Annotated in this window: 20 protein-coding genes; 9 read left to right on the top strand and 11 right to left on the bottom strand. The window is 61.8% G+C overall.

Annotation, left to right across the window (positions count from 1 at the left end; genetic code table 11):
- Nucleotides 1-7: 7 nt before the first annotated feature.
- From ACMTA2_RS15445 to ACMTA2_RS15425, 5 genes are read right to left on the bottom strand one after another with little or no spacing between them, the layout of a single operon-like run.
- Nucleotides 8-838, bottom strand: coding sequence for a DUF2797 domain-containing protein (locus ACMTA2_RS15445; protein WP_413795537.1), 831 nt, complete (start codon nt 836-838; stop codon nt 8-10).
- Nucleotides 835-1,095, bottom strand: a complete 261-nt coding sequence (locus ACMTA2_RS15440; protein WP_144929890.1) for a YeaC family protein — start codon at nt 1,093-1,095, stop codon at nt 835-837. Before ACMTA2_RS15440 ends, ACMTA2_RS15445 begins: the two co-directional genes overlap by 4 nt.
- A 46-nt stretch (nt 1,096-1,141) precedes the next feature.
- Nucleotides 1,142-2,014 carry a rhomboid family intramembrane serine protease gene (locus ACMTA2_RS15435; protein WP_413795536.1) on the bottom strand — a complete coding sequence of 291 codons (873 nt, stop codon included), beginning with the start codon at nt 2,012-2,014 and terminating at the stop codon, nt 1,142-1,144.
- Nucleotides 2,011-2,985: a metallophosphoesterase gene (locus ACMTA2_RS15430; RefSeq protein ID WP_413795660.1), complete on the bottom strand. Its 975-nt coding sequence runs from the start codon at nt 2,983-2,985 to the stop codon at nt 2,011-2,013. Before ACMTA2_RS15430 ends, ACMTA2_RS15435 begins: the two co-directional genes overlap by 4 nt.
- On the bottom strand, nt 2,982-3,872 hold the full coding sequence (locus tag ACMTA2_RS15425) for an NAD(+) kinase (protein ID WP_003202709.1): 891 nt from the start codon (nt 3,870-3,872) through the stop codon (nt 2,982-2,984). Before ACMTA2_RS15425 ends, ACMTA2_RS15430 begins: the two co-directional genes overlap by 4 nt.
- 105 nt (nt 3,873-3,977) lie before the next feature.
- Here ACMTA2_RS15425 and ACMTA2_RS15420 point away from each other — a divergent pair, with 105 nt between their 5' ends.
- A complete protein-coding gene (locus tag ACMTA2_RS15420; protein WP_413795535.1) occupies nt 3,978-4,943 on the top strand; it encodes a DUF1853 family protein in 966 nt (321 codons plus the stop codon).
- A 103-nt stretch (nt 4,944-5,046) separates the two neighbouring features.
- Here the strand turns inward: ACMTA2_RS15420 and ACMTA2_RS15415 are convergent, their stop codons facing one another.
- Together ACMTA2_RS15415 and ACMTA2_RS15410 are read right to left on the bottom strand one after the other, a co-directional pair.
- Entirely contained in the window at nt 5,047-6,330 is a 1,284-nt protein-coding gene (locus ACMTA2_RS15415) for an arsenic transporter (protein ID WP_413795534.1), read from the bottom strand.
- Between the two features lie 228 nt (nt 6,331-6,558).
- Nucleotides 6,559-7,116, bottom strand: coding sequence for an NADPH-dependent FMN reductase (locus ACMTA2_RS15410; RefSeq protein WP_413795533.1), 558 nt, complete (start codon nt 7,114-7,116; stop codon nt 6,559-6,561).
- A gap of 185 nt (nt 7,117-7,301) precedes the next feature.
- On the opposite strand from ACMTA2_RS15410, the gene ACMTA2_RS15405 reads away from it, so the two are divergent.
- Both ACMTA2_RS15405 and ACMTA2_RS15400 read left to right on the top strand, forming a co-directional pair.
- Complete coding sequence (locus ACMTA2_RS15405; RefSeq protein WP_413795532.1) at nt 7,302-7,529, top strand: hypothetical protein; 228 nt, start codon at nt 7,302-7,304, stop codon at nt 7,527-7,529.
- 88 nt (nt 7,530-7,617) lie between these two features.
- Complete coding sequence (locus ACMTA2_RS15400) at nt 7,618-8,511, top strand: LysR family transcriptional regulator (protein WP_413795531.1); 894 nt, start codon at nt 7,618-7,620, stop codon at nt 8,509-8,511.
- Here ACMTA2_RS15400 and ACMTA2_RS15395 read toward each other — a convergent pair.
- The 4 genes from ACMTA2_RS15395 to ACMTA2_RS15380 all read right to left on the bottom strand — a co-directional run bounded on the left by ACMTA2_RS15395 (nt 8,477) and on the right by ACMTA2_RS15380 (nt 11,652).
- Nucleotides 8,477-9,091: a GNAT family N-acetyltransferase gene (locus ACMTA2_RS15395; protein WP_413795530.1), complete on the bottom strand. Its 615-nt coding sequence runs from the start codon at nt 9,089-9,091 to the stop codon at nt 8,477-8,479. The two genes, ACMTA2_RS15400 and ACMTA2_RS15395, sit on opposite strands and share 35 nt — an antisense overlap.
- Before the next feature lie 271 nt (nt 9,092-9,362).
- Nucleotides 9,363-10,124: a DNA polymerase III subunit epsilon gene (gene dnaQ, locus ACMTA2_RS15390; RefSeq protein ID WP_413795529.1), complete on the bottom strand. Its 762-nt coding sequence runs from the start codon at nt 10,122-10,124 to the stop codon at nt 9,363-9,365.
- Nucleotides 10,125-10,355: 231 nt separating this feature from the next.
- A complete protein-coding gene (gene rnhA / locus ACMTA2_RS15385) occupies nt 10,356-10,808 on the bottom strand; it encodes a ribonuclease HI (RefSeq protein ID WP_030142629.1) in 453 nt (150 codons plus the stop codon).
- A gap of 85 nt (nt 10,809-10,893) precedes the next feature.
- On the bottom strand, nt 10,894-11,652 hold the full coding sequence (locus tag ACMTA2_RS15380; RefSeq protein WP_413795528.1) for a class I SAM-dependent methyltransferase: 759 nt from the start codon (nt 11,650-11,652) through the stop codon (nt 10,894-10,896).
- A 65-nt stretch (nt 11,653-11,717) separates the two neighbouring features.
- Here ACMTA2_RS15380 and gloB point away from each other — a divergent pair, with 65 nt between their 5' ends.
- The 6 genes from gloB (at nt 11,718) to ACMTA2_RS15350 (ending at nt 20,089) form a co-directional block, all read left to right on the top strand.
- Complete coding sequence (gene gloB, locus ACMTA2_RS15375; RefSeq protein ID WP_413795527.1) at nt 11,718-12,485, top strand: hydroxyacylglutathione hydrolase; 768 nt, start codon at nt 11,718-11,720, stop codon at nt 12,483-12,485.
- A gap of 99 nt (nt 12,486-12,584) precedes the next feature.
- Entirely contained in the window at nt 12,585-14,033 is a 1,449-nt protein-coding gene (locus ACMTA2_RS15370; RefSeq protein WP_413795526.1) for a transglycosylase SLT domain-containing protein, read from the top strand.
- A 274-nt stretch (nt 14,034-14,307) separates the two neighbouring features.
- Nucleotides 14,308-16,140, top strand: a complete 1,833-nt coding sequence (locus ACMTA2_RS15365) for an extracellular solute-binding protein (RefSeq protein ID WP_413795525.1) — start codon at nt 14,308-14,310, stop codon at nt 16,138-16,140.
- Nucleotides 16,137-17,990 carry an extracellular solute-binding protein gene (locus ACMTA2_RS15360; RefSeq protein WP_413795524.1) on the top strand — a complete coding sequence of 618 codons (1,854 nt, stop codon included), beginning with the start codon at nt 16,137-16,139 and terminating at the stop codon, nt 17,988-17,990. Before ACMTA2_RS15365 ends, ACMTA2_RS15360 begins: the two co-directional genes overlap by 4 nt.
- A gap of 4 nt (nt 17,991-17,994) precedes the next feature.
- Nucleotides 17,995-19,068 (top strand): microcin C ABC transporter permease YejB, encoded by a 1,074-nt coding sequence (locus tag ACMTA2_RS15355; protein WP_413795523.1) that lies wholly within the window; start codon nt 17,995-17,997, stop codon nt 19,066-19,068.
- Nucleotide 19,069: 1 nt separating this feature from the next.
- A complete protein-coding gene (locus ACMTA2_RS15350; RefSeq protein ID WP_060741967.1) occupies nt 19,070-20,089 on the top strand; it encodes an ABC transporter permease in 1,020 nt (339 codons plus the stop codon).
- The last annotated feature ends 1 nt before the right edge of the window (nt 20,090 follow it).

Below are 20,090 nucleotides of genomic sequence, written 5' to 3'. Positions count from 1 at the left end.
AATCCTTCTACTGATGCACGGCGAGCTGGTAGGCCGTGTATTTACGAATGTTGATCACGCCGGTATCGAAAATCAGGTATTGGCCCTTGATCCCCAGCAGCGTGCCTTCGGCGATCGGGTTCTTGTCCAGGTTGAAGCTGACGATCTTGGTCGGGTACTGCTCCACCGGATAACGGATCTCGAGGGGCTCGACGTCCGCTATGGTCTGGATCGCCTGTAGGCCGAATCGTTCCTGCAAGCCCTGCAATCCCGGGGCGCAGCTTTCGAACAGCGCATCGCGGATCGCCGGCAGGTCCACCGCGGCGGCGTCACCCTTGAGCAAGGCGCGCCAGTTGGTCTTGTCCGCCACCTGGCTGCGGAACAGGTCTTCGACAAACCCCGACTGCTGACGCGTGGCGACCCGCAGGATCGGCAGCGCCTGGCTGGCGCCCTGGTCCAGCCAGCGCGTTGGCAGTTGCGTGGCGCGGGTGATGCCGACCTTCACGCCCGAAGAGTTGGCCAGGTAGACCACGTGATCGGTCATGCAGAACTGCTCGCCCCAGGCCGGGTCACGGCATGTGCCCGCGTCGAAATGGCAACGCTCGGGGCTCATGATGCACAGGTCGCACTGGGCCAGCTTGGTCATGCAAGGGTAGCAATAACCCTGGCTGAAGCTGGTCTTGGTCCGTCGGCCACAATGGGTGCAGTGGATCGCACCGAGGTATTCCAGGCGGACCGTACTGCCGATCAACGGGTTGACCGGCACCTCGACCTCGTCCAGGCGAAAGGCGTATTGAACGGTCGACCCGTCAAGGCGCGCCGACATCTTGCTGATTGCACCGCGGCCAATCTCGATCAATGGATGGCGTCCGATTTGAACAGGATATTCGGCACCTCGATCGACTTCGACTGGCACTCCTGCGGGCCCATGTAACCGGTGCGCTCCTCTTCGGGCAGGTTCTGGATTTCCCAGGCGATCATGGCCTGGAGCGACAATTCGCGCTGCTCGGCGGTGAGCTTGTTGCCATCGGCCCATTTACCGATTTCCACCGCCAGTTTCAGGCTCCGGTAGATGTCGGGGGTGATGTTCTGGATCATTTCATTGAAGGAAGACATGGGTTCTCCGCGCAAATCGCGCATTCTCAAAAGGCACAAGCGCCGGTCAAAGGGCCATTTTACGGCGAGCGAACAGCCCGCCCAACAAACCCGTGAAGCACCCGACGAGCAGCCCGCCGACGTGGGCCGCATTGGCGATTTCACCGAAGCCGATCAGCGAAACCAACCCGGACAGGCACAGCAGCAACCACACCAGCATCATCACCAGCACACCACGGGGCAAGTGATAGGCCGGGTTCGGTGCGAGCAGTTGGTAGATCCAGCAATGGCCCAGCAAACCGTACAACACCCCCGACAACCCGCCGAACAGCGTCGGGCCGCTGAAAAAGTACTGGGCAAAATTGGAGACGAGGCTGAACAGCAGCGTCAGCCCCAACAAGTTGATGCCGCCCTGGCGCGCTTCGATCCGCCGCCCCAGCTCCCAATACCACATGCCATTCATGGCGATGTGCAGGAAGCCGAAGTGAATCAGCATCGGCGTCACCAGGCGCCACCACTGCCCCGCCGCCAGGCTATCGGCCAACGGCGTGAACTGGATGTAGTCGCCAACGACGCGAAACTGGAGGAAGGTCAGCCAGCGTAGGGTCTCAAGATTTTCCCCCAGCAAGGTGACCGCGCTGACGATCAGGCTCAGCAACAGCACCAAGGCCGTCACTGGGCTGCGGGTCAGTTGCTGGACGAACCCCGCTCGCCGGGAAGCGCCACCGGTGTCCGGCAGCTCCAACTGTTGATCGGGATCCCCGGAGGGGAAACGGGCGTACAGCGAACGCACGTCCTCGCTGATTTCGTCCGGCACCCAGAGCACCTGCTCGCCCGCCTCTTCGCTGACGCGATGGGGCACCTGCATGCGTTGCAGCAGCTTGACGAAACCGCTCAGGTCCACTGCCAGGGGCAGGCGCAGAACCGCGACAGCACTCACTGCACCACCTCCGGCCGCTCGACATCGACCCAGACGAATTTATGCGGATCCAGGCGCGTCTCCTGGTCGAGGCGATAGGCGACCAGCTTGCCGTAGAGCACCGCGCTGTAATCCAGGCAGGCCAGGTTCGGCCGGATCGGCGCGGGTTTGCCACTGCGCCAATAGTGGCCGACGAACAACAGCGGTTCGTGGACGCCATAGCGCAGCAGGTTGTTCTTTTCATCCGGCGACAGCGGCGTGCGGGCCACCGGCTCCGGCAAGGCGTCGGGCTGGAACACGATGTCGCCGTAGGTCTTCGGATCGTCTTCCCAGAACTTGGTGCGAAAGAACGACCGGGTCAGGCCATCGCCACCGGTCAGTGTCATGCCGTGGGGCAGGCGCATGTCCGTGCCACGCAGCAAGCGATCGAACACCGTGCAGGCAAAACTACCCGGTTGCGCCGAGGCCTGGAGGAAATGCTCGTCCACGCAACCGTCCGGGAACAGGCCACGCAGCGGTTCGATCAGGCCTGCATCCCAACAGGCATGCACTACGCGGAAACGGCTGGCGTCGACAAACAGCGGCAGTTCATAGAACCATTTGAGGAAGTCATGCCAGTCACCGGGGTGCTGCTCGAACTGGGTCAGTGTCTCGTTGAGCAGGCGGGCATGACGCGGCGTGTGCTCGCGCACATAGCGCTGGCCGCTGCCCGGCAATGCCGGTGTGCTCCAGCCCAAGGCGTTGAACTCGTGGTTGCCCATGATGCACAGCGCCTGGCCGGCCACGACCATGTCGTGGACGATGTGCAGCGCCTCGCGAATCCGCGGGCCACGGTCGATGATGTCCCCCAGGAACACGGCCATGCGCGACGGATGCCGCCAGACCCCGCCCTGCTTGTGGTAACCGAGTCGGTCCAGCAGGTGTTCCAGGGTCAGGGCGCATCCATGCACGTCACCGATCAAATCGTAACTGCGCGCAGGATCGAGCATCAGTCGCCTCCACCCCCCAACCGACTGCCCCAGCCAAGCTTGGTCCGGCAGACTTCGTAGTAATTGTGATCCAGCGGATGGATCAGGCGCAGCTTCTGCGCTTTTTTGCTGACGGTGATGGTGTCACCCGGCGCGCAGGTGAAATGGTTCTGGCCGTCACAGGACACTTGCGGGTAGATCTGCATATCCTTAGACACGACGATTTTCAGCTCACTGTTGCCATCGACCACAATCGGTCGCCCAGACAAGGTATGGGGGTACATGGGCACAATCACAATAGCGTCGAGCTTGGGATGCATGATCGGTCCGCCGGCCGACAGCGCGTAGGCCGTGGAACCGGTCGGGGTCGCGACGATCAGGCCGTCGGCCTTCTGGCTGCAGACGAACTGGCCGTCGATGTACAGCTCGAATTCGATCATGCGCGTGGATTTGCCGGGGTGCAGCACCACGTCATTGAGGGCATCGCCCTGGCCAATGGCCTCGGCGTGACGACGAACCTCGGCTTGCAGCAGGAAACGGTTTTCCACCAGATAGTGGCCGTCCAACACCTCGGCGACCTTGGTTTCCAGCTCGTCAGGGCGGATATCGGTGAGGAACCCCAGGCTGCCCCGGTTGATCCCCAGCACCGGGATGTTGTGCCGCGCCAGGGCCCGGGCGGCCCCCAGCAGGCTGCCGTCGCCGCCGACCACGATGACCATGTCGCAGACTTCGCCCAGCATCTTGCGCGACGACGTCTGCAGGCCATGGCCCGGCAGCACTTCGGCGATGGTGTCTTCGAGGATCACATGCAGGTGTCGCTCCAGGAGGAAACGTTTGAGACGGCGAACGGTGTCCAACACCTGCGAACTGCCCAGGCGACCGATGATGCCGATATTGCGAAATTGCTCCATGAGGCTCCTGCGAGGGTCTGCGGCGGGCGAAAACCACGATTATGGGCGAAAGCGCTCCATAGACAAAATCCTTTAAGCCTTCGTCGCAGCAGCTATGCTCGCAAAATGATCCTGTTCCCTGAGTTGCTGGACTTGCCACGCCGCCTTCGCCATCCCGAAGTGCGCGACCTCGCGTGGGCGATCATTGCCCCGCCGATGCTCATCGACACGCCCTGGCCCCAGCGCCATCCCCTGGCCGGCAGTGACTGGGTGCAGGAGCCGGGACGACTGGAACACTGGTTGCGGCAACTGGACCGCGACAGCTACCCATTGCTGCACTGCCTGTCCCAAGGGCGCACCCGACGCCTGGGCCTGTATTACGAAAGGCTGTGGCAGTTTGCCGTGCAGCACGCCCCGGGTATCGAATTGATTGCCGCAAACCTGCCGATCCGGCGCGAAGGCCATACGTTGGGCGAGTTGGACCTGCTGTTGCGCGATCGCGACGGCATTCATCACCTGGAACTGGCCATCAAGTTGTACCTCGGGCCTCAGCAGGGAAACGGGTTGGACGCTGCGCAATGGCTGGGCCCGGGTTGCCACGACCGGCTCGACCGCAAGCTGGCCCATCTGCGCGAACACCAACTGCCAATCTCGGCCCGGCCGGAAAGCCGCGAGGCCCTGGCGGTCCTGGGGATCGAGCCCTCGGGCCTGGAACTGTTTCGCTCTGAACTCTGGCTGGGCGGCTATTTGCTATACCCCTGGCCGGGCCAGGCCGAACCTCCAGCCGGCGCCCACCCCAGGCATCTGCGCGGTCGCTGGCTGCACCAACGGGATTGGGTTGCGTTCGTCGCCCAGCGCCCGCCGGGTCGCTGGCAACCCCTGCCCCGCGCCGCCTGGCTGGCCCCGGCCCATTATCCGGCGGAGCAGACCTGGAGCACCGCGCAACTGGACGCCTGGCGAATGGCCCTGGATCCCATGGCGCCGGCGCAGTTGATGGTGCGCCTGAGCGAAAACACCGAGGGTGAGTGGGAGGAGGCCGAACGGGTGTTCCTGGTGGCTGATCGTTGGCCGGATGTGCCGGGTAACAGCTGAGTTGGGCGGTGTCTGGACGTCCGTCTTCGCGAGCAAGCCCGCTCCCACATGAGAATGCATTTCAATGCGGGAGCGGGCTTGCTCGCGAAGGGGCCACTACGGTCTAGAGTGACAACCGCACCGCCAGCGCCGCCAACGTCACCAGCAACACCGGCACCGTCAGCACGATCCCGACCTTGAAGTAATACCCCCAGCCGATCTGGATGTTCTTGCGCGCCAGCACATGCAACCACAGCAAGGTCGCCAGGCTGCCAATCGGCGTGATTTTCGGGCCCAGGTCGCTGCCGATGACGTTGGCGTAGATCATCGCCTCCTTCACCACCCCGGTGGCCTGGCTGGCATCGATGGACAAGGCGCCGACCAACACCGTTGGCAAATTGTTCATGACCGACGAGAGCAGCGCCGTCAGCACGCCAGTGCCCATGGCCGCCCCCCACACGCCATAACCGGCGAAAGCGTCGAGCCAGCGGGCCAGGGAGTCGGTCAGCCCGGCATTGCGCAGACCATAGACCACCAGGTACATGCCGAGGGAAAAGATCACGATCTGCCACGGTGCTTCCTTCATGGCCTTGCGAGTGGATATCTTGTGGCCACGCGCAGCAACCGCCAGCAGCAATGCGGCACAGACGGCTGAAATGGCACTGATGGGAATGCCCAGGGGCTCCAGGGCAAAGCACCCCAGCAGCAGGATCACCAACACGGCCCAGCCGGCATAGAACGTGGCCGTGTCATGGATGGCGCTCGCCGGATCGTCCAGTTGATGCGGGTCGTAATCACGCGGGATATCGCCACGAAAAAACCACATCAGGATCGCCAGGCTGGCCGCCACGCTGACCAGGTTAACCGGCACCATGACCGCCGCGTAACGGTTGAAACCAATGCCGAAGAAGTCCGCCGAGACGATGTTCACCAGGTTCGACACCACCAGCGGCAGGCTTGCGGTGTCGGCAATGAAACCGGCCCCCATCACGAATGCGAGCGTCGCCGCCGGGGAAAACCGTAACGCCAGCAGCATCGAAATCACGATGGGGGTCAGGATCAACGCCGCCCCATCATTGGCAAACAATGCCGACACCAGCGCCCCCAGTAGCACCATGAACGCAAACAGCTTGCGCCCACTGCCCTTTCCCCAACGGGCGACATGCAGGGCCGCCCAGGCGAAGAATCCCGCCTCGTCCAACAGCAGGCTGATGATGATCAATGCGACAAACGTACCGGTGGCGTTCCAGATGATCTGCCAGACCAGCGCAATGTCCCCGACCTGCACCACCCCGCTCAGCAAGGCCAGCAGCGCGCCCAGCGTCGCGCTCCACCCCACCCCCAACCCCTTGGGTTGCCAGATCACCAGCGTAATGGTCAGGAGGAAAATCAACGACGCGATCAGCATGCGCAACAGCCTTGCAAAGGAGACAGCCTGGGGGATGAGGGGCGAATATATGGAAAACCGGATATTCGGTAAAGCGGCACTCGAATCTGCACACGCAGCCTGTGGGAGCAAAGCTTGCCGCGATAAAGGCGGCGCGGTCGTTCGGAATCCAGGCGCCTGTATCGCGAGCAAGCTTTGCTTCCACGGCTTCCTCGCCACAATTCATTGTGTTTGAGGGGTTTGGGAACCTCAGATCTTCTTGTGCTGCTCGACCCACTGGCCATAGGTATCGATAAACTTCTGCAGGAAGGGCCGCACCGACTCCGACAGGTTGCCCGCCTCGTCAAACGCGGTCCCGGCGCCGCTCAGGTAGGCTTCCGGCTGCTGCATGCAAGGCACGTCGAGGAAAACCAGCGACTGGCGCAAATGATGATTGGCACCGAACCCACCCATGGCGCCCGGCGAAGCACTGATCACCGCGCCCGGCTTGCCGCTCAGGCAACTCTGGCCGTAGGGACGCGACCCCACGTCAATGGCATTTTTCAGCGGTGCCGGCACCGAGCGGTTGTATTCCGGCGTGACGAACAACAAGGCGTCGGCCGCGCCCACCTGCTGGCGGAACGTGGTGTAGGCGGCCGGCGGCGTGACGTCGATGTCTTCGTTATAAAGTGGCAACTCGCCGATCTCGATGATGGTCAGCTTGAGGTTGGCAGGCGCCAGGTCAGCCAGTGCCAGCGCGACCTTGCGGTTGATCGATGCCTTGCGCAGGCTGCCCACCAAAACGGCCACTGTGTAAACATTGCTCATGAGAGGCTTCTCGACTGTCGGCTCAAAGGAGCCCGTAGTTATAGATGATCGGAGTGACAATTGGACCAGTGGAGCGACAAAAACCGGCCGGCTGGACTATTTTTTTCATGTAGGAAAACTTACCGAGCTTGACCAAGGTCTACAGAACCGCAAAGCGAGTGATCTATTTCCAGAGGTTCTAAGCAATGGCAGCAGTACAAGTCGGGCAATTTCATGCGCGGGACGCCGAAGGTCGCGTCTATTCGGTGTATGAATTCCGGGAATCGGAACCCTCCCCGGACGGTAGTGGCGATATTGTCACTTACAAGCTGGCCATTGGTGATCGTGTCAGCAGACTCGATGAGGACAGATTTGTGCTGGTTCAATCAGGCATCGAGTTGAAACGCGAACCGGAAACACAAGTAGCGCTATAAACCTTTTGGTTATGAGCAGAAGTCGCACCCGGACTTGGGTTAGGATTCAGCCACTCAATGGCTCACCCGCCGAACATGGACTTCCTGCATGCGTTTACGCCACATCGAAGTGATCCAGGCGCTGCTGCAGACCGGCCACCTCGGCACGGCCGCCGAATGGTTGCAACTGCCGGTGGCGGAGGTCGAGGCGATCCTGCGCGATGCCGAGGCCCAGCTGGGCTTCATGCTGTTTGCCAGCGTGCGCGGGCGTTTGCAGGCCACCCGGGAAACCCTTGAATTGCGCGACGGCATCACGCGGGTGTACGACACCCTCGAACCGGTACAGCGCCTGGCCAGCAGCCTGAAACACCATCAGTCATCGCCCTTGCGCATTATCTGCACCCCGCCGCTGGCCCAGCAGTTATTGCCCCAGAGCATTGCCGCCTTGCGCCGCCGTCATCCGGATGCACCCTGCACCCTGCTCAGCCAGCCGACCCGCGACATCGTCCACAGCCTCCTGTTGCGGGAAAGTGACCTGGGCCTGAGCTTGCACGACCCTGAACACCCCGACATCCACTGCCAGATGATCGCCCAGGGCAAACTGCAATTGCTCGCGCCTCACGGGTGGTTGCAACCACGGCAAAAATACATTTCGCTCCAGGACCTGGCGGGCCAGCCACTGGTGGGGCTGGATGGCCATGACCCGCTGAGCCCTGCATTCGAGCATAAGTTGGCGGCGCTGCGTCCGGCGCCCATGATCCAGATCCGCGTCCAGACCCATCAGATGATGCGCGCCATGGTCGAGGCCGGCGAAGGCCTTGCCATCGTCGACCCGTTCACGGCTTCGGGTGCCAAGGGTGGGGGTCTCGATGTCTGTCCGGTATCGCCCGCCGTCGCGATTGGTCTTTATGCCTTGAGCCTCAACGGTACGCCCTCCTCACCCGCCCTCCAGTCGCTGCTGGAACGGGTTACGGAACAAGCCGAGGCGTTGCTGGGCCACTGATCGACATCCCCAACGGATCGTCGAACAGCCGGTACCAGAACAGCGCCACTTCGGCGGTATGCCGGTCAATGCCGCGATAGCGCAGATGGTCCATACCGCCGAGCACATAACCGCAACGCTCATAGAGCCGACAGGCCCCCAGATTGTTGTTCTGGGTCTCGAGCATGATGCCCGGCAGTTTTTTCTTGCGACTCCAGAAGACGGCGACATCGAGCAACGCCTTGGCCACCCCGTGGCGACGGGCCGGAGCGTGCACCGCCAGCTCATCGATGTGGGCATAGCCATTCCAATTGGTACTGATCACCAGATGCCCTACGGGCTGGTCGTCGAGGTAGGCCATGAAGATCTCGCTGTCCGGAGCATCGCGAAAGCTGCTGAATTCCTCCGGATCGATGCCATAGCACTTGCGATAGGGAACGATGGGCGTCACCGGCCACTGGTTGACGGGACGGCCGATCTGCGCCGTCGCGTAGTCGCTGACTTCGAAGCTGAAATCACTGCCCCAGATATAGGTGGCAAAACCGTCATCGACGATGCGCACCGACAGGCCAGGGTGTTTGGGATTCATGACCGGTTGCATACTGGGGAAAGTCCTCATTCCTTGAGATAACCAACGGCGCATCGCCACCCATTGCCCTTGCCTTGCAAATCATCACTCATCAAGCGGGATCCATAGCCTGCCCGTTCCCTCAGGTTAGAAGGTCGTGGCGATTGTGGCGAGAAATGAAAGATGAATACTGACGCCATCCCTGCAGGAGCGGGCTTGCTCGCGAAGGCCGTGGGTCAATCAACATCGGTGTTTTAATGTACCGTCGCTTTCGCGAGCAAGCCCGCTCCCACAAGGGACGTCCTCAGCTCACCGAAGCCTGGGGTTCAGCCAGCTGTGTCCACAATGCCGGAGCACCCGCGGACTTGGCGATGGCTTCCAGACGCGCGGCATGCTCGGCCAGGTCGCTTTCGCTGGCGCGGATGATCCGCGATGGCTGGCGGTCGGCGGGCAAACGGCGGATTTCCGTAGCCTGGTTGCCGGAGCCTTCGCCGGTACCGTTGCCGTCCGAGGCGTTACCGGCCAGGGACAGGCTGGTCTGGCCGCCGGTCATGGTCAGGTAGACGTCGGCCAGGATCTCGGAGTCGAGCAAGGCGCCGTGCAGTTCACGGCCGGAGTTGTCGACGCCGTAGCGCTTGCACAGGGCGTCGAGGCTGTTGCGCTGTCCGGGGTGGCGCTCCCGGGCCATCATCAGGGTATCGAGGATGGTGCAATGCTGGGTAATGTCGGCCCGGTCGTGCTGCCCCATCAGGGCGAATTCGTTGTTGATGAACCCCACGTCGAACGCTGCGTTGTGGATGATCAACTGCGCGCCCTGGATGAACTCGAAGAACTCGTCGGCCACTTCGGCGAAACGCGGCTTGCCCACCAGGAATTCGTTGGTAATGCCGTGGACACCGATGGCGCCCTCGTCACTTTCGCGGTCCGGCTGCAGGTAAACGTGGAAATGGCGACCGGTCAGGCGCCGGCCAATCAGCTCGACGCAACCGATTTCAATAATCCGGTGACCATCGGTCACCGGCATGCCGGTGGTTTCGGTATCCAGTACTACAGATCTGTTGGCCATCAGTGTTCAGCTCTCAACGGGCAGTCTTGCAAAAGCGCGGATGTTAACACGCTCCGAGGGAATGACTGACCACAGCTTTTGTGGCGAGGGGATTCATCCTCGCTGGGCTGCGAAGCAGCCCTAAAGCCAGGCACCAGAGTGCGCCAGGAAGATTGAAGGGGCGCGCTTCGCGCCCCAGCGAGGATGAATCCCCTCGCCACAAGTGCGCATGCTTCAGTGGACATGGTTGCATCAGGCCTGCTTGTAGCCCCGCACCTCATCCACTCCTCGGTTGGCCAACTGGTCGGCCCGTTCGTTGCCGTGGTGGCCGATATGGCCGCGCACCCATTTCCAGGTGACGTTGTGGCGATTGACTTGCTCATCCAGCAGCTTCCAGAGGTCGGCGTTTTTCACCGGTTCCTTCGCCGCCGTCTTCCAGCCGCGCTTCTTCCAGTTGGCCATCCACTCGTTGATGCCTTTCATCACGTACTGCGAGTCGGTTACCAGCAGCACATCGCACGGCCGCTTGAGTTCTTCCAGGCCGCGAATGGCGCCCATCAGCTCCATGCGATTGTTGGTGGTATTGGCTTCGCCGCCCCAGAGTTCCTTCTCCACGCCCTTGCACACCAGCAACGCGCCCCAGCCACCCGGACCGGGGTTGCCCTTGCAGGCGCCATCAGTGAAGAGTTCCACGCTATCGCTCATGCCAATCTATCCAGAAAAAATGCAAAGGCCCGCCCATCGGGCCCGACAACACCCGCAGCCCAATGCCGGCAGACCCTCAAAAAAGTTACGGCTCGATGTGACGACGATTGACCTTGGCCATGGGCAAGGGAATCAGCTTGCCCATCGGCTCGCGTCGCACCTGACGCACCGGGCGTAGCCCGACCGCGATCTTGCGCGCCACCAGCAGATAGAAACCGCCGCCGGACAGCTGCCAGTCGCCGGCCTTGCGTTCCCAACCGGCCAGGCGTGCCTGCCACTTGGGTGACGCAAGCGGCGGACGATAGCACCCGAAGCGGCGTTTCTCCAGCGCAAAGCCCAGCAGGTTGAGCCAGTCGCCGACCCTCGACGCCGAGATGCAGCGGGCCTGGCGCAAGCCGTCGTGGGCAAATACGTGGCGCAAGCCCCAGGTGCTCCAGGGATTGATGCCGATGATCAACAGATGCCCGCCGGGGCGCACGCTGCTGGCGGCTTCGCGCAGCAAGCCGTGGGGCGACAGGCAGAAGTCCAGCCCGTGCTGCATGACCACCACGTCGGCGGCATGTTCGCTCAACGGCCAGGCCTGCTCCTCGCAGACGATGTCCACCCCGGGCAACGGCGCCCCCAGGCGCACGTTGCGCTGGACCTGTGGCGCCGACGGCGGGGTTTGCGCCGAAGGCCCGTAGTGCACCAGGTAGCCGCCAAAGAACCGGCCCAACTCGTCTTCGAGCATGCGCCGTTCTTCTTCCAGCAAAAATTGCCCGACAGGGCCGGACAGCCATTCACGGGCGGCGCTGATCAACGCCAGCCAGTCAGGATCAGCCTGAGCGAACGCTTCATCGGTCATTGCATTCTCCAACGCGTCAGGAAGTTCTAAGATGCGCCTTTGTTTTCCGCTTGGCGAATTCCGCGATGATACAGATCAGTGCCCTGCCCGCGTTCACCGATAACTACATCTGGTTGTTACAAGATCACTCCACCCAACGCTGCGCCGTGGTCGACCCGGGTGATGCCGCGCCCGTACAGGTCTGGCTCGATGCCCACCCGGACTGGATCCTGAGCGACATCCTGATCACTCACCATCACCACGATCATGTCGGTGGCGTCCAGGCACTGAAGAATGCGACGAACGCCACCGTCTACGGCCCGGCCAGCGAAAACATCCCGGCGCGGGACCAGGCCCTGCACGACAACGACCGGGTCAGCGTGCTCGGCTGGGACTTCGATGTCTACGCCGTGCCCGGCCATACGCTGGGACACATCGCCTACTACCACCATGGCCTGCTGTTCTGTGGCGATACCCTGTTCGCCGCCGGTTGCGGCCGACTCTTCGAAGGCACGCCTGCGCAAATGCACCATTCCCTGAGTCGTCTCGCCGCCTTGCCTGAAGATACCCTGGTCTATTGCACCCATGAATATACCCTCGGCAACCTGAAATTCGCTGCCGCCGTGGAGCCAGGCAATCCAGACATCGCCGCCCGCCTGGAAAAAGTCAACCGCCAACGCAGCGAAGGCATCATGACGCTACCCTCGACCCTGGCCCTGGAAAAACTCACCAATCCGTTCCTGCGTACGACTGAAACATCCGTTAAACAAAAAGCAGACGAACGGAACGGCCAGCGAAACCAGACGCCGAGTGAGGTTTTTGCGGCCTTGAGAGCTTGGAAAGATACGTTCTAAGGCCGCTATCAATTGATACAAAAATTCTGAAAGGTTGACCTGTTGGGGTGCGCTTCCTAGAATCGGCCGACATTTTTGCCCGGAACTTACTTCCAGCCAATGTCGTCATCTATATGCAGGTCCGTCCAGTCAGACACATTGACCCGCTTGGCTCAAGCCATCGCGGTGGCTGTGTCCGCCACACTGGCGGGCTGCCAGAGCACGAGCCAGCTGCCGCAAACTGACGCGGCGCGCACCCCGAATGTCGCCGCCCGCGCCAAGCAGAAGCCGGTATGGCTCACCGAGAAACCCAGCCCGCAGGTACCCCAGGATGTCTGGGAGCGGATGCGCCAGGGTTTCCAACTGCAGGAAACCGCCGGCGTCAACCCACGTATCGAGCAACAGCGCCTGTGGTTCGCCAGTAACCCTTCCTTCCTGGAAAACGCTGGCGAGCGCGGCAGCCTGTACATCCATTACATCGTCGAACGCCTCGAAGAGCGCAACATGCCGCTGGAGCTGGCGTTGCTGCCGGTGATCGAGAGCGCCTACAACCCCATGGCCTATTCCCGGGCCAACGCGGTGGGGCTATGGCAATTCATCCCGTCCACGGGGCGTTACTTCAACCTGCGCCAGACCCGCTTCTATGACGGGCGTCGCGACATCACCGCTTCCACCACGGCCGCCATGGACTACCTGACGCGCCTGCACGACATGTTCAACGGCGACTGGTTGCTGGCGCTGGCGGCCTACAACGCCGGTGAAGGCACGGTCAGCCGCGCCATCGAACGCAACGAGAAGCTGGGCCTGCCCACCGACTACTGGAACCTGCCACTGCCCAGCGAGACCCAGGCCTATGTGCCGAAGCTGCTGGCCCTTTCCCAGGTGGTGCTCGCCCCCGAGGCCTATGGCGTGAACCTCAACCCGATCGCCAACGAGCCCTATTTCCAGGTCGTCGAGATCAACCAGCGCATGGACCTGTCCAAGGTCGCGGCGGTGGCCAACATCGACGAAGACGAGCTGTTCCAGCTCAACCCGGCCTTCAAGCAGCGCACCACCATCGACGGCCCCCAGCATCTGCTGGTGCCAACGTCCAAGGCCCAGTTGCTGACTGCCAGCCTGTCGACCATGCGCCCGGAAGAATTGATCAGCCAGCGCTCGCTCAAACCGGTTTTCGAATCCGCTGACGACAGCGAAGTGGAAGGTGCCAGGCGCACGTACCGCGTCAAGCGCGGCGACAACCTGGCCCAGATCGCCAAGGCCAACAAGGTCCAGACCAAGGACCTGCAGCGCTGGAACAAACTCAGCGGCCACAAGCTCAAGATCGGCCAGACCCTGGTGATGCAGGACACCAAGGCCACAAAAAGCACCGGCAAGCGCATCAGCACCGTGGTGGCCGCCAATAGCAAGAACCAGAAGAAGCAGACCCAGTACAAGGTCAAGCAGGGCGATTCGCTGTACGTCGTCGCCAAGCGCTTCAACGTGGAAATGCAGCACCTCAAGCGTTGGAATCCGCGGATGGGCAAGGCACTCAAGCCTGGGCAGATGCTGACGGTCTATTCCCCTCATTAAGTACCACTGTGACCGGGGGGCTTTTTGTGGCGAGGGGATTTATCCCCGCTGGGCTGCGAAGCAGCCCCAAAACCCGGCACCGCGGTGTCTCAGGCAGTCTATCGAGGGGGGCGCTTCGCACCCAGCGGGGATAAATCCCCTCGCCACAGGTCTCGTGGTCATCAAGGACCCGCTCGATTAACCAACATCCCCAAAGCCCCGCCTTTTTCCTGCCGATACAAGCTGTTACTGTACAGGCCATAAAAGCCCAAGCCGCCTGGATCGGATCTCAGACTTGATACGTCCCCTCCTCTTGCTCCTGATCAGCCTGGCCTTGAGCTCTCCCGCCAGTGCAACCATCAGCGAAAGCCATGGCTATGCGCAGTTCGGCACGCTCAAGTACCCGGCCAGGTTCACCCACTTCGACTGGGTCAACCCGCAAGCGCCCAAGGGCGGAGTCTTGCGGGTCATGGCATTCGGCACCTTCGATACGCTCAATCCCTACACGTTCAAGGGCAGCAGCCCTGTTTCCACGCCCAACTTCCTTCAATACGGCATCAATGAGCTGAACGAGCCGCTGATGGTCGGCACCGGCCAGTACGCGCCGTCCGGCGATGAGCCGACATCGAGCTATGGCCTGATCGCCCAGTCGGTGGAATACAGCGAAGACCGCAGTTGGGTGGTGTTCAACCTGCGCCCCGAAGCGCGGTTCCACGATGGCGTGCCCATCACCGCTTATGACGTGGCGTTTTCCTACCGGACGCTGCTCAAGGACGGCCACCCGCAATACCGCACCAACCTGCAGGAAGTGCTGCGGGTCGACATTCTCAACCCGTTGAAAATCCGCTTTGTCTTCAAGCGCGCAGGCAATCCCTTGCTGATCCTGCGCCTGGGTGAGCTGCCGGTGTTGCCCCAACATTACTGGAAAGGCCGCGACTTCAAGGCGACCACCTTCGAACCGCCCCTGGGCAGCGGGCCGTATCGCATCACCAAAGTGCAGCCTGGCCGTCAACTGGTGTTCGAACGGGTCAAGGATTATTGGGGCAAGGACCTGCCGGTCAATCGCGGCAAGTACAACTACGACCGCATGGAGGTAGAGTTCTACCGTGACAGCGAAGTCGCTTTCGAAGCCTTCAAGGCCGGCGAGTTCGACATCTACATCGAACACCAGGCCAAGAACTGGGCCAATGGCTATCAATTCCCGGCGGTCAACCGTGGCGATGTGATCAAGGCGCAGATCCCCCACCAGATCCCGACCCAGACCCAGGGCCTGTTCATGAACACCCGGCGTGGCACGTTTGCCGAGGTCAAGGTGCGCGAAGCCCTGGGGTTGATGTTCGATTTCGAGTGGACCAACCGCACCCTGTTCAGCGGCGCCTACAAGCGCACCCTCAGCTACTACCCCAACAGCGAATTCTCCGCCACTGGCCTGCCGGTGGGCCATGAATGGCTGTTGCTCAAGCCGTATCGGGAACAATTGCCACCCAAATTGCTCACCGAACCCTTCAGCTTGCCCAAGACCGACGGTCGCGGTATTCCCCGGGAAACCCTGCGCAAAGCCTTGGGGTTATTGAAGGAGGCCGGCTGGAGCCTGAACGGCCAGCGCCTGTTGAACGCCGACCACCAGCCCTTGAGCTTCGAAATCCTGCTGGTGAACCCGAACCTGGAGCGCATCCTGCAACCCTACGTTGAAAACCTCGCCAGCATCGGCATCCAGGCCCGTTTGCGCACGGTGGACCGAGCCCAGTACAAGCAGCGCCTGGACCAGTTCGACTTCGACATGATCCTGCTGACCTTGAGCCAGACCCTCAGCCCGGGCCTTGAGCAATGGCAGTACTTCCACTCCAGCCAGGTCGGGGTCAAGGGCAGCAAGAACTACGCCGGGATCGCCAACCCGGTGGTCGACCATCTGCTGGAAAAACTGCTCGCCGCCCAGACGCGCGACGAACAGGTCGCCGCCGGCAAGGCCCTGGATCGCGTGCTGCTGTGGCAGCATTACTGCATTCCCAACTGGTATCTCAATTATCATCGCCTGGCGTACCGCAACCGGTTCGCCTTCGTCACTACGCCGCCCTATACCCTGGGCCTGAGCGCCTGGTGGCTGAAATCTTCGGAGAAAGATCAATGAAGCCTTTTCGCGCCCTGCTCCTGCCGGCCAGCAGCCTGTTATTCGCCGGGCTGGCCTGCGCTGCTCCGCAGCATGCCGTGACCTTGTACAACGAGCCGCCGAAATACCCGGCCAACTTCAAGCATTTCGACTACGTCAACCCGGACGCGCCCAAGGGTGGCATCTTCCGCCAGGGCGGCTTTGGAGGCTTCGACAGCCTCAACCCGTTCATCAGCAAAGGTGTACCGGCCGATGACATCGGCCTGATCTACGACACGCTGGCCAAGCAGGGCCTGGACGAACCTTTCACTGAATACGGCCTGATCGCCGAAAAAATCGAGAAAGCCCCCGATAATGCCTGGGTGCGCTTCTACCTGCGCCCCGAAGCCCGCTTCAACGACGGTCATCCGGTGCGCGCCGAGGACGTGGTCTTCAGCTTCCAGACCCTGACCAAGGACGGCGCGCCGATGTTCCGCGGCTATTACAACGACGTCGCCGACGTCATCGCCGAAGACCCGCTCAAAGTCCTGTTCAAGTTCAAGCACACCAACAACCGCGAACTGCCGTTGATCCTCGGTCAATTGCCGGTATTGCCGAAACACTGGTGGGCCGAGCGCGACTTCAACAAGGGCAACCTTGAGATCCCCCTGGGCAGCGGCCCCTACAGGGTTGCCGAAGTGAAGGCCGGCCGTTCGATCCGCTATGAGCGGGTGAAGGACTACTGGGGCAAAGACCTGCCGGTCAATCGCGGCTTCTACAATTTCGACGTGCTGGTCACCGATTACTACCGCGACAACACCGTCGCGGTGGAGGCGTTGAAAGCCGGGCAGTTCGACTTCTGGCTGGAAATGACCGCCAAGAACTGGGCCAACGCCTACAACATACCGGCGGTGACCGAAGGCCGGCTGATCAAGGAACAGATCCCCAACGGCAACCCCACCGGCATGCAAGGCTTTGTCTACAACCTGCGCCGGCCGATCTTCCAGGATGTTCGAGTGCGCAAGGCCTTGAGCCTGTTGCTGGACTTCGAGTGGACCAACAAGCAACTGTTCAACGGCGCCTACGCCCGTACCCGCAGCTATTTCGAGAATTCGGAAATGGCCGCCACCGGTCTGCCCGGCGAAGACGAATTGAAGATTCTCGAACCCCTGCGCGGCAAGATTCCCGAGCAGGTTTTCACCGAAGCCTACCAACCTTCGATGTGCGACGGCAGCGGGATGATTCGCGACCAGCAGCGCAAGGCCTATCAACTGCTGCAAGAGGCCGGCTGGCGCATCGTCGACGACAAGATGGTCGACGCCCAAGGCAAACCGGTGGTGCTGGAGTTCCTGCTGGCCCAGACCGAGTTCGAACGGATACTGCTGCCGTTCAAGCGCAACCTGAGCGACTTGGGCATCGAACTGGTGATCCGCCGGGTCGACGTGTCCCAATACATCAACCGCGTGCGCTCCCGGGACTTCGACCTGGTGGTCGGCAGCTTCCCGCAATCGAGCTCACCGGGTAACGAACAGCGCGAGTTCTGGATGTCCGCCGCCGCCGACAAGCCTGGCAGCCGCAACACCATGGGCCTGAAGGACCCGGCCGTGGACCAGTTGGTGGAACAATTGATCAACGCCGATTCGCGCAAGAGCCTGGTGGCCCATGCCCGGGCATTGGACCGGGTCTTGCAGTGGGGTTACTACGTGATTCCAAACTGGCACATCAAAACCTGGCGCGTGGCCTACTGGAACCACATCGGCCATCCGAAAATCACGCCGACCTATGACATCGGCACCACCACCTGGTGGGTCAAGCCGGAGATCAAGCCGGCCGATGAAGTAGAGAAGCAGGTCATCGAGCAGCAAATCGCCGCCCCTGCGAGCGTGGAGTAACGAAATGCTGGCTTATATTTTTCGGCGACTGCTGCTGATCATCCCGACCCTGTTCGGCATTCTGCTGATCAACTTCGTCATCATCCAGGCCGCACCCGGCGGGCCGGTGGAACAGATGATCGCCAAGCTCGAGGGCTTCGAGGGCGCCACCAGCCGCATCGCCGGTGGCGGTGCCGAAGTGTCGGTGGCCGGTTCTTCCTACCGCGGCGCCCAGGGCCTGGACCCGGCGCTGGTCAAGGAAATCGAGCGCATGTACGGCTTCGACAAATCGGCCCCCGAACGCCTGTGGATCATGATCAAGAACTACGCCCACCTGGACTTCGGCGACAGTTTCTTCCGCGATGCCAAGGTCATCGACCTGATCAAGGAAAAGATGCCCGTGTCCATCTCCCTCGGGCTGTGGAGCACGCTGATCATGTACCTGGTGTCGATCCCGCTGGGGATCGCCAAGGCCACCCGGCACGGGAGCCATTTCGACGTGTGGACCAGTTCGGCGATCATCGTCGGCTATGCGATCCCCTCGTTCCTGTTCGCCATCCTGCTGATCGTGGTGTTTGCCGGCGGCAGTTATTTCGACTGGTTCCCGTTGCGCGGGTTGACCTCCAACAACTTCGACGAATTGAGCCTGGGCGGCAAGATCCTCGATTACTTCTGGCACCTGGCCCTGCCCGTGACCGCCCTGGTAATCGGCAACTTCGCCACCATGACCCTGCTGACCAAGAACAGCTTCCTCGACGAAATCAACAAGCAATACGTGGTCACCGCCAAGGCCAAGGGCCTGACCCGCCATCGGGTGCTTTACGGCCATGTCTTTCGCAACGCCATGCTGCTGGTAATCGCCGGCTTCCCTTCGGCGTTCATCGGGATTTTCTTCACCGGCTCCCTGCTGGTCGAGGTGATCTTCTCCCTCGACGGCCTGGGCCTGATGAGTTTTGAGGCGGCCATCAACCGCGACTACCCGGTGGTGTTCGGCACCTTGTTCATCTTCACCCTGCTGGGGCTGGTGGTGAAGCTGATCGGCGACCTGACCTACACCTTTGTCGATCCGCGCATCGACTTCGAAAGCCGGGAGCATTGAGATGAACCTGTCCCCTCTCAATCGCCGTCGTTTCGAGCTGTTCAAGGCCAACAAGCGTGGCTGGTGGTCGCTGTGGCTGTTCCTGATCCTGTTCGGGCTGAGCCTGGGCGCCGAATTGATCGCCAACGACAAGCCGCTGGTGGTGCATTACGACGACGGCTGGTACTTCCCGGCCCTCAAGCGCTACCCGGAAACCACGTTCGGCGGCGAATTCCCCCTGGAAGCCAATTACAAGAGCCCGTACATCCGTGAACTGCTGGCGGCCAAGGACGCCTGGGTGCTGTGGGCACCGATTCCGTTCAGCTACCAGAGCATCAACTACGACCTGAAAGTCCCGGCCCCGGCACCGCCCTCTTCCGTGAACTGGCTGGGCACCGACGACCAGGGCCGCGATGTCCTGGCCCGGGTCATCTACGGCTTTCGCATCTCGGTGCTGTTCGCCCTGACGCTGACGCTGCTCAGTTCGATCATCGGCGTGATCGCCGGCGCCTTGCAGGGCTTCTATGGCGGCTGGGTGGACCTGGCCGGCCAACGGTTCCTGGAAATCTGGTCCGGGCTACCGGTGCTGTACCTGCTGATCATCCTGGCCAGCTTCGTGCAGCCCAACTTCTGGTGGCTGCTGGGCATCATGCTGCTGTTTTCCTGGATGAGCCTGGTGGACGTGGTCCGCGCCGAGTTCCTGCGCGGACGCAACCTGGAATACGTGCGCGCTGCGCGGGCGCTGGGCATGCAGAACGGCGCGATCATGTTCCGCCACATCCTGCCCAACGCCATGGTCTCGACCATGACCTTCATGCCGTTCATCCTCACCGGCGCCATCGGCACCCTCACCGCCCTGGATTTCCTCGGCTTTGGCCTGCCGCCGGGGGCGCCGTCCCTGGGCGAGTTGGTGGCCCAGGGCAAATCCAACCTCCAGGCACCGTGGCTGGGTATCAGCGCGTTCGCCGTGCTGGCCGTGATGTTGAGCCTGTTGGTGTTCATCGGCGAGTCCGCTCGCGATGCCTTCGATCCGAGGAAGTGAT

Origin of the sequence: Pseudomonas medicaginis, from assembly GCF_965119365.1 — a bacterium.
Taxonomy (GTDB): Bacteria; Pseudomonadota; Gammaproteobacteria; order Pseudomonadales; family Pseudomonadaceae; genus Aquipseudomonas.
Note: the sequence above shows the minus strand (reverse complement) of the source record. Positions and strands in the feature narration are given on the sequence as shown.

Excerpts from the sequence above, each read along its gene's own strand:
- ACMTA2_RS15440 (WP_144929890.1), bottom strand. The coding sequence starts at position 1,095 with ATGTCTTCCTTCAATGAAATGATCCAGAACATCACCCCCGACATCTAC.
- ACMTA2_RS15425 (WP_003202709.1), bottom strand. The coding sequence starts at position 3,872 with ATGGAGCAATTTCGCAATATCGGCATCATCGGTCGCCTGGGCAGTTCG.
- ACMTA2_RS15420 (WP_413795535.1), top strand. The coding sequence starts at position 3,978 with ATGATCCTGTTCCCTGAGTTGCTGGACTTGCCACGCCGCCTTCGCCAT.
- ACMTA2_RS15415 (WP_413795534.1), bottom strand. The coding sequence starts at position 6,330 with ATGCTGATCGCGTCGTTGATTTTCCTCCTGACCATTACGCTGGTGATC.
- ACMTA2_RS15410 (WP_413795533.1), bottom strand. The coding sequence starts at position 7,116 with ATGAGCAATGTTTACACAGTGGCCGTTTTGGTGGGCAGCCTGCGCAAG.
- ACMTA2_RS15405 (WP_413795532.1), top strand. The coding sequence starts at position 7,302 with ATGGCAGCAGTACAAGTCGGGCAATTTCATGCGCGGGACGCCGAAGGT.
- ACMTA2_RS15400 (WP_413795531.1), top strand. The coding sequence starts at position 7,618 with ATGCGTTTACGCCACATCGAAGTGATCCAGGCGCTGCTGCAGACCGGC.
- ACMTA2_RS15395 (WP_413795530.1), bottom strand. The coding sequence starts at position 9,091 with ATGCAACCGGTCATGAATCCCAAACACCCTGGCCTGTCGGTGCGCATC.
- dnaQ (WP_413795529.1), bottom strand. The coding sequence starts at position 10,124 with ATGGCCAACAGATCTGTAGTACTGGATACCGAAACCACCGGCATGCCG.
- rnhA (WP_030142629.1), bottom strand. The coding sequence starts at position 10,808 with ATGAGCGATAGCGTGGAACTCTTCACTGATGGCGCCTGCAAGGGCAAC.
- ACMTA2_RS15380 (WP_413795528.1), bottom strand. The coding sequence starts at position 11,652 with ATGACCGATGAAGCGTTCGCTCAGGCTGATCCTGACTGGCTGGCGTTG.
- gloB (WP_413795527.1), top strand. The coding sequence starts at position 11,718 with ATGATACAGATCAGTGCCCTGCCCGCGTTCACCGATAACTACATCTGG.
- ACMTA2_RS15370 (WP_413795526.1), top strand. The coding sequence starts at position 12,585 with ATGTCGTCATCTATATGCAGGTCCGTCCAGTCAGACACATTGACCCGC.
- ACMTA2_RS15360 (WP_413795524.1), top strand. The coding sequence starts at position 16,137 with ATGAAGCCTTTTCGCGCCCTGCTCCTGCCGGCCAGCAGCCTGTTATTC.
- ACMTA2_RS15355 (WP_413795523.1), top strand. The coding sequence starts at position 17,995 with ATGCTGGCTTATATTTTTCGGCGACTGCTGCTGATCATCCCGACCCTG.
- ACMTA2_RS15350 (WP_060741967.1), top strand. The coding sequence starts at position 19,070 with ATGAACCTGTCCCCTCTCAATCGCCGTCGTTTCGAGCTGTTCAAGGCC.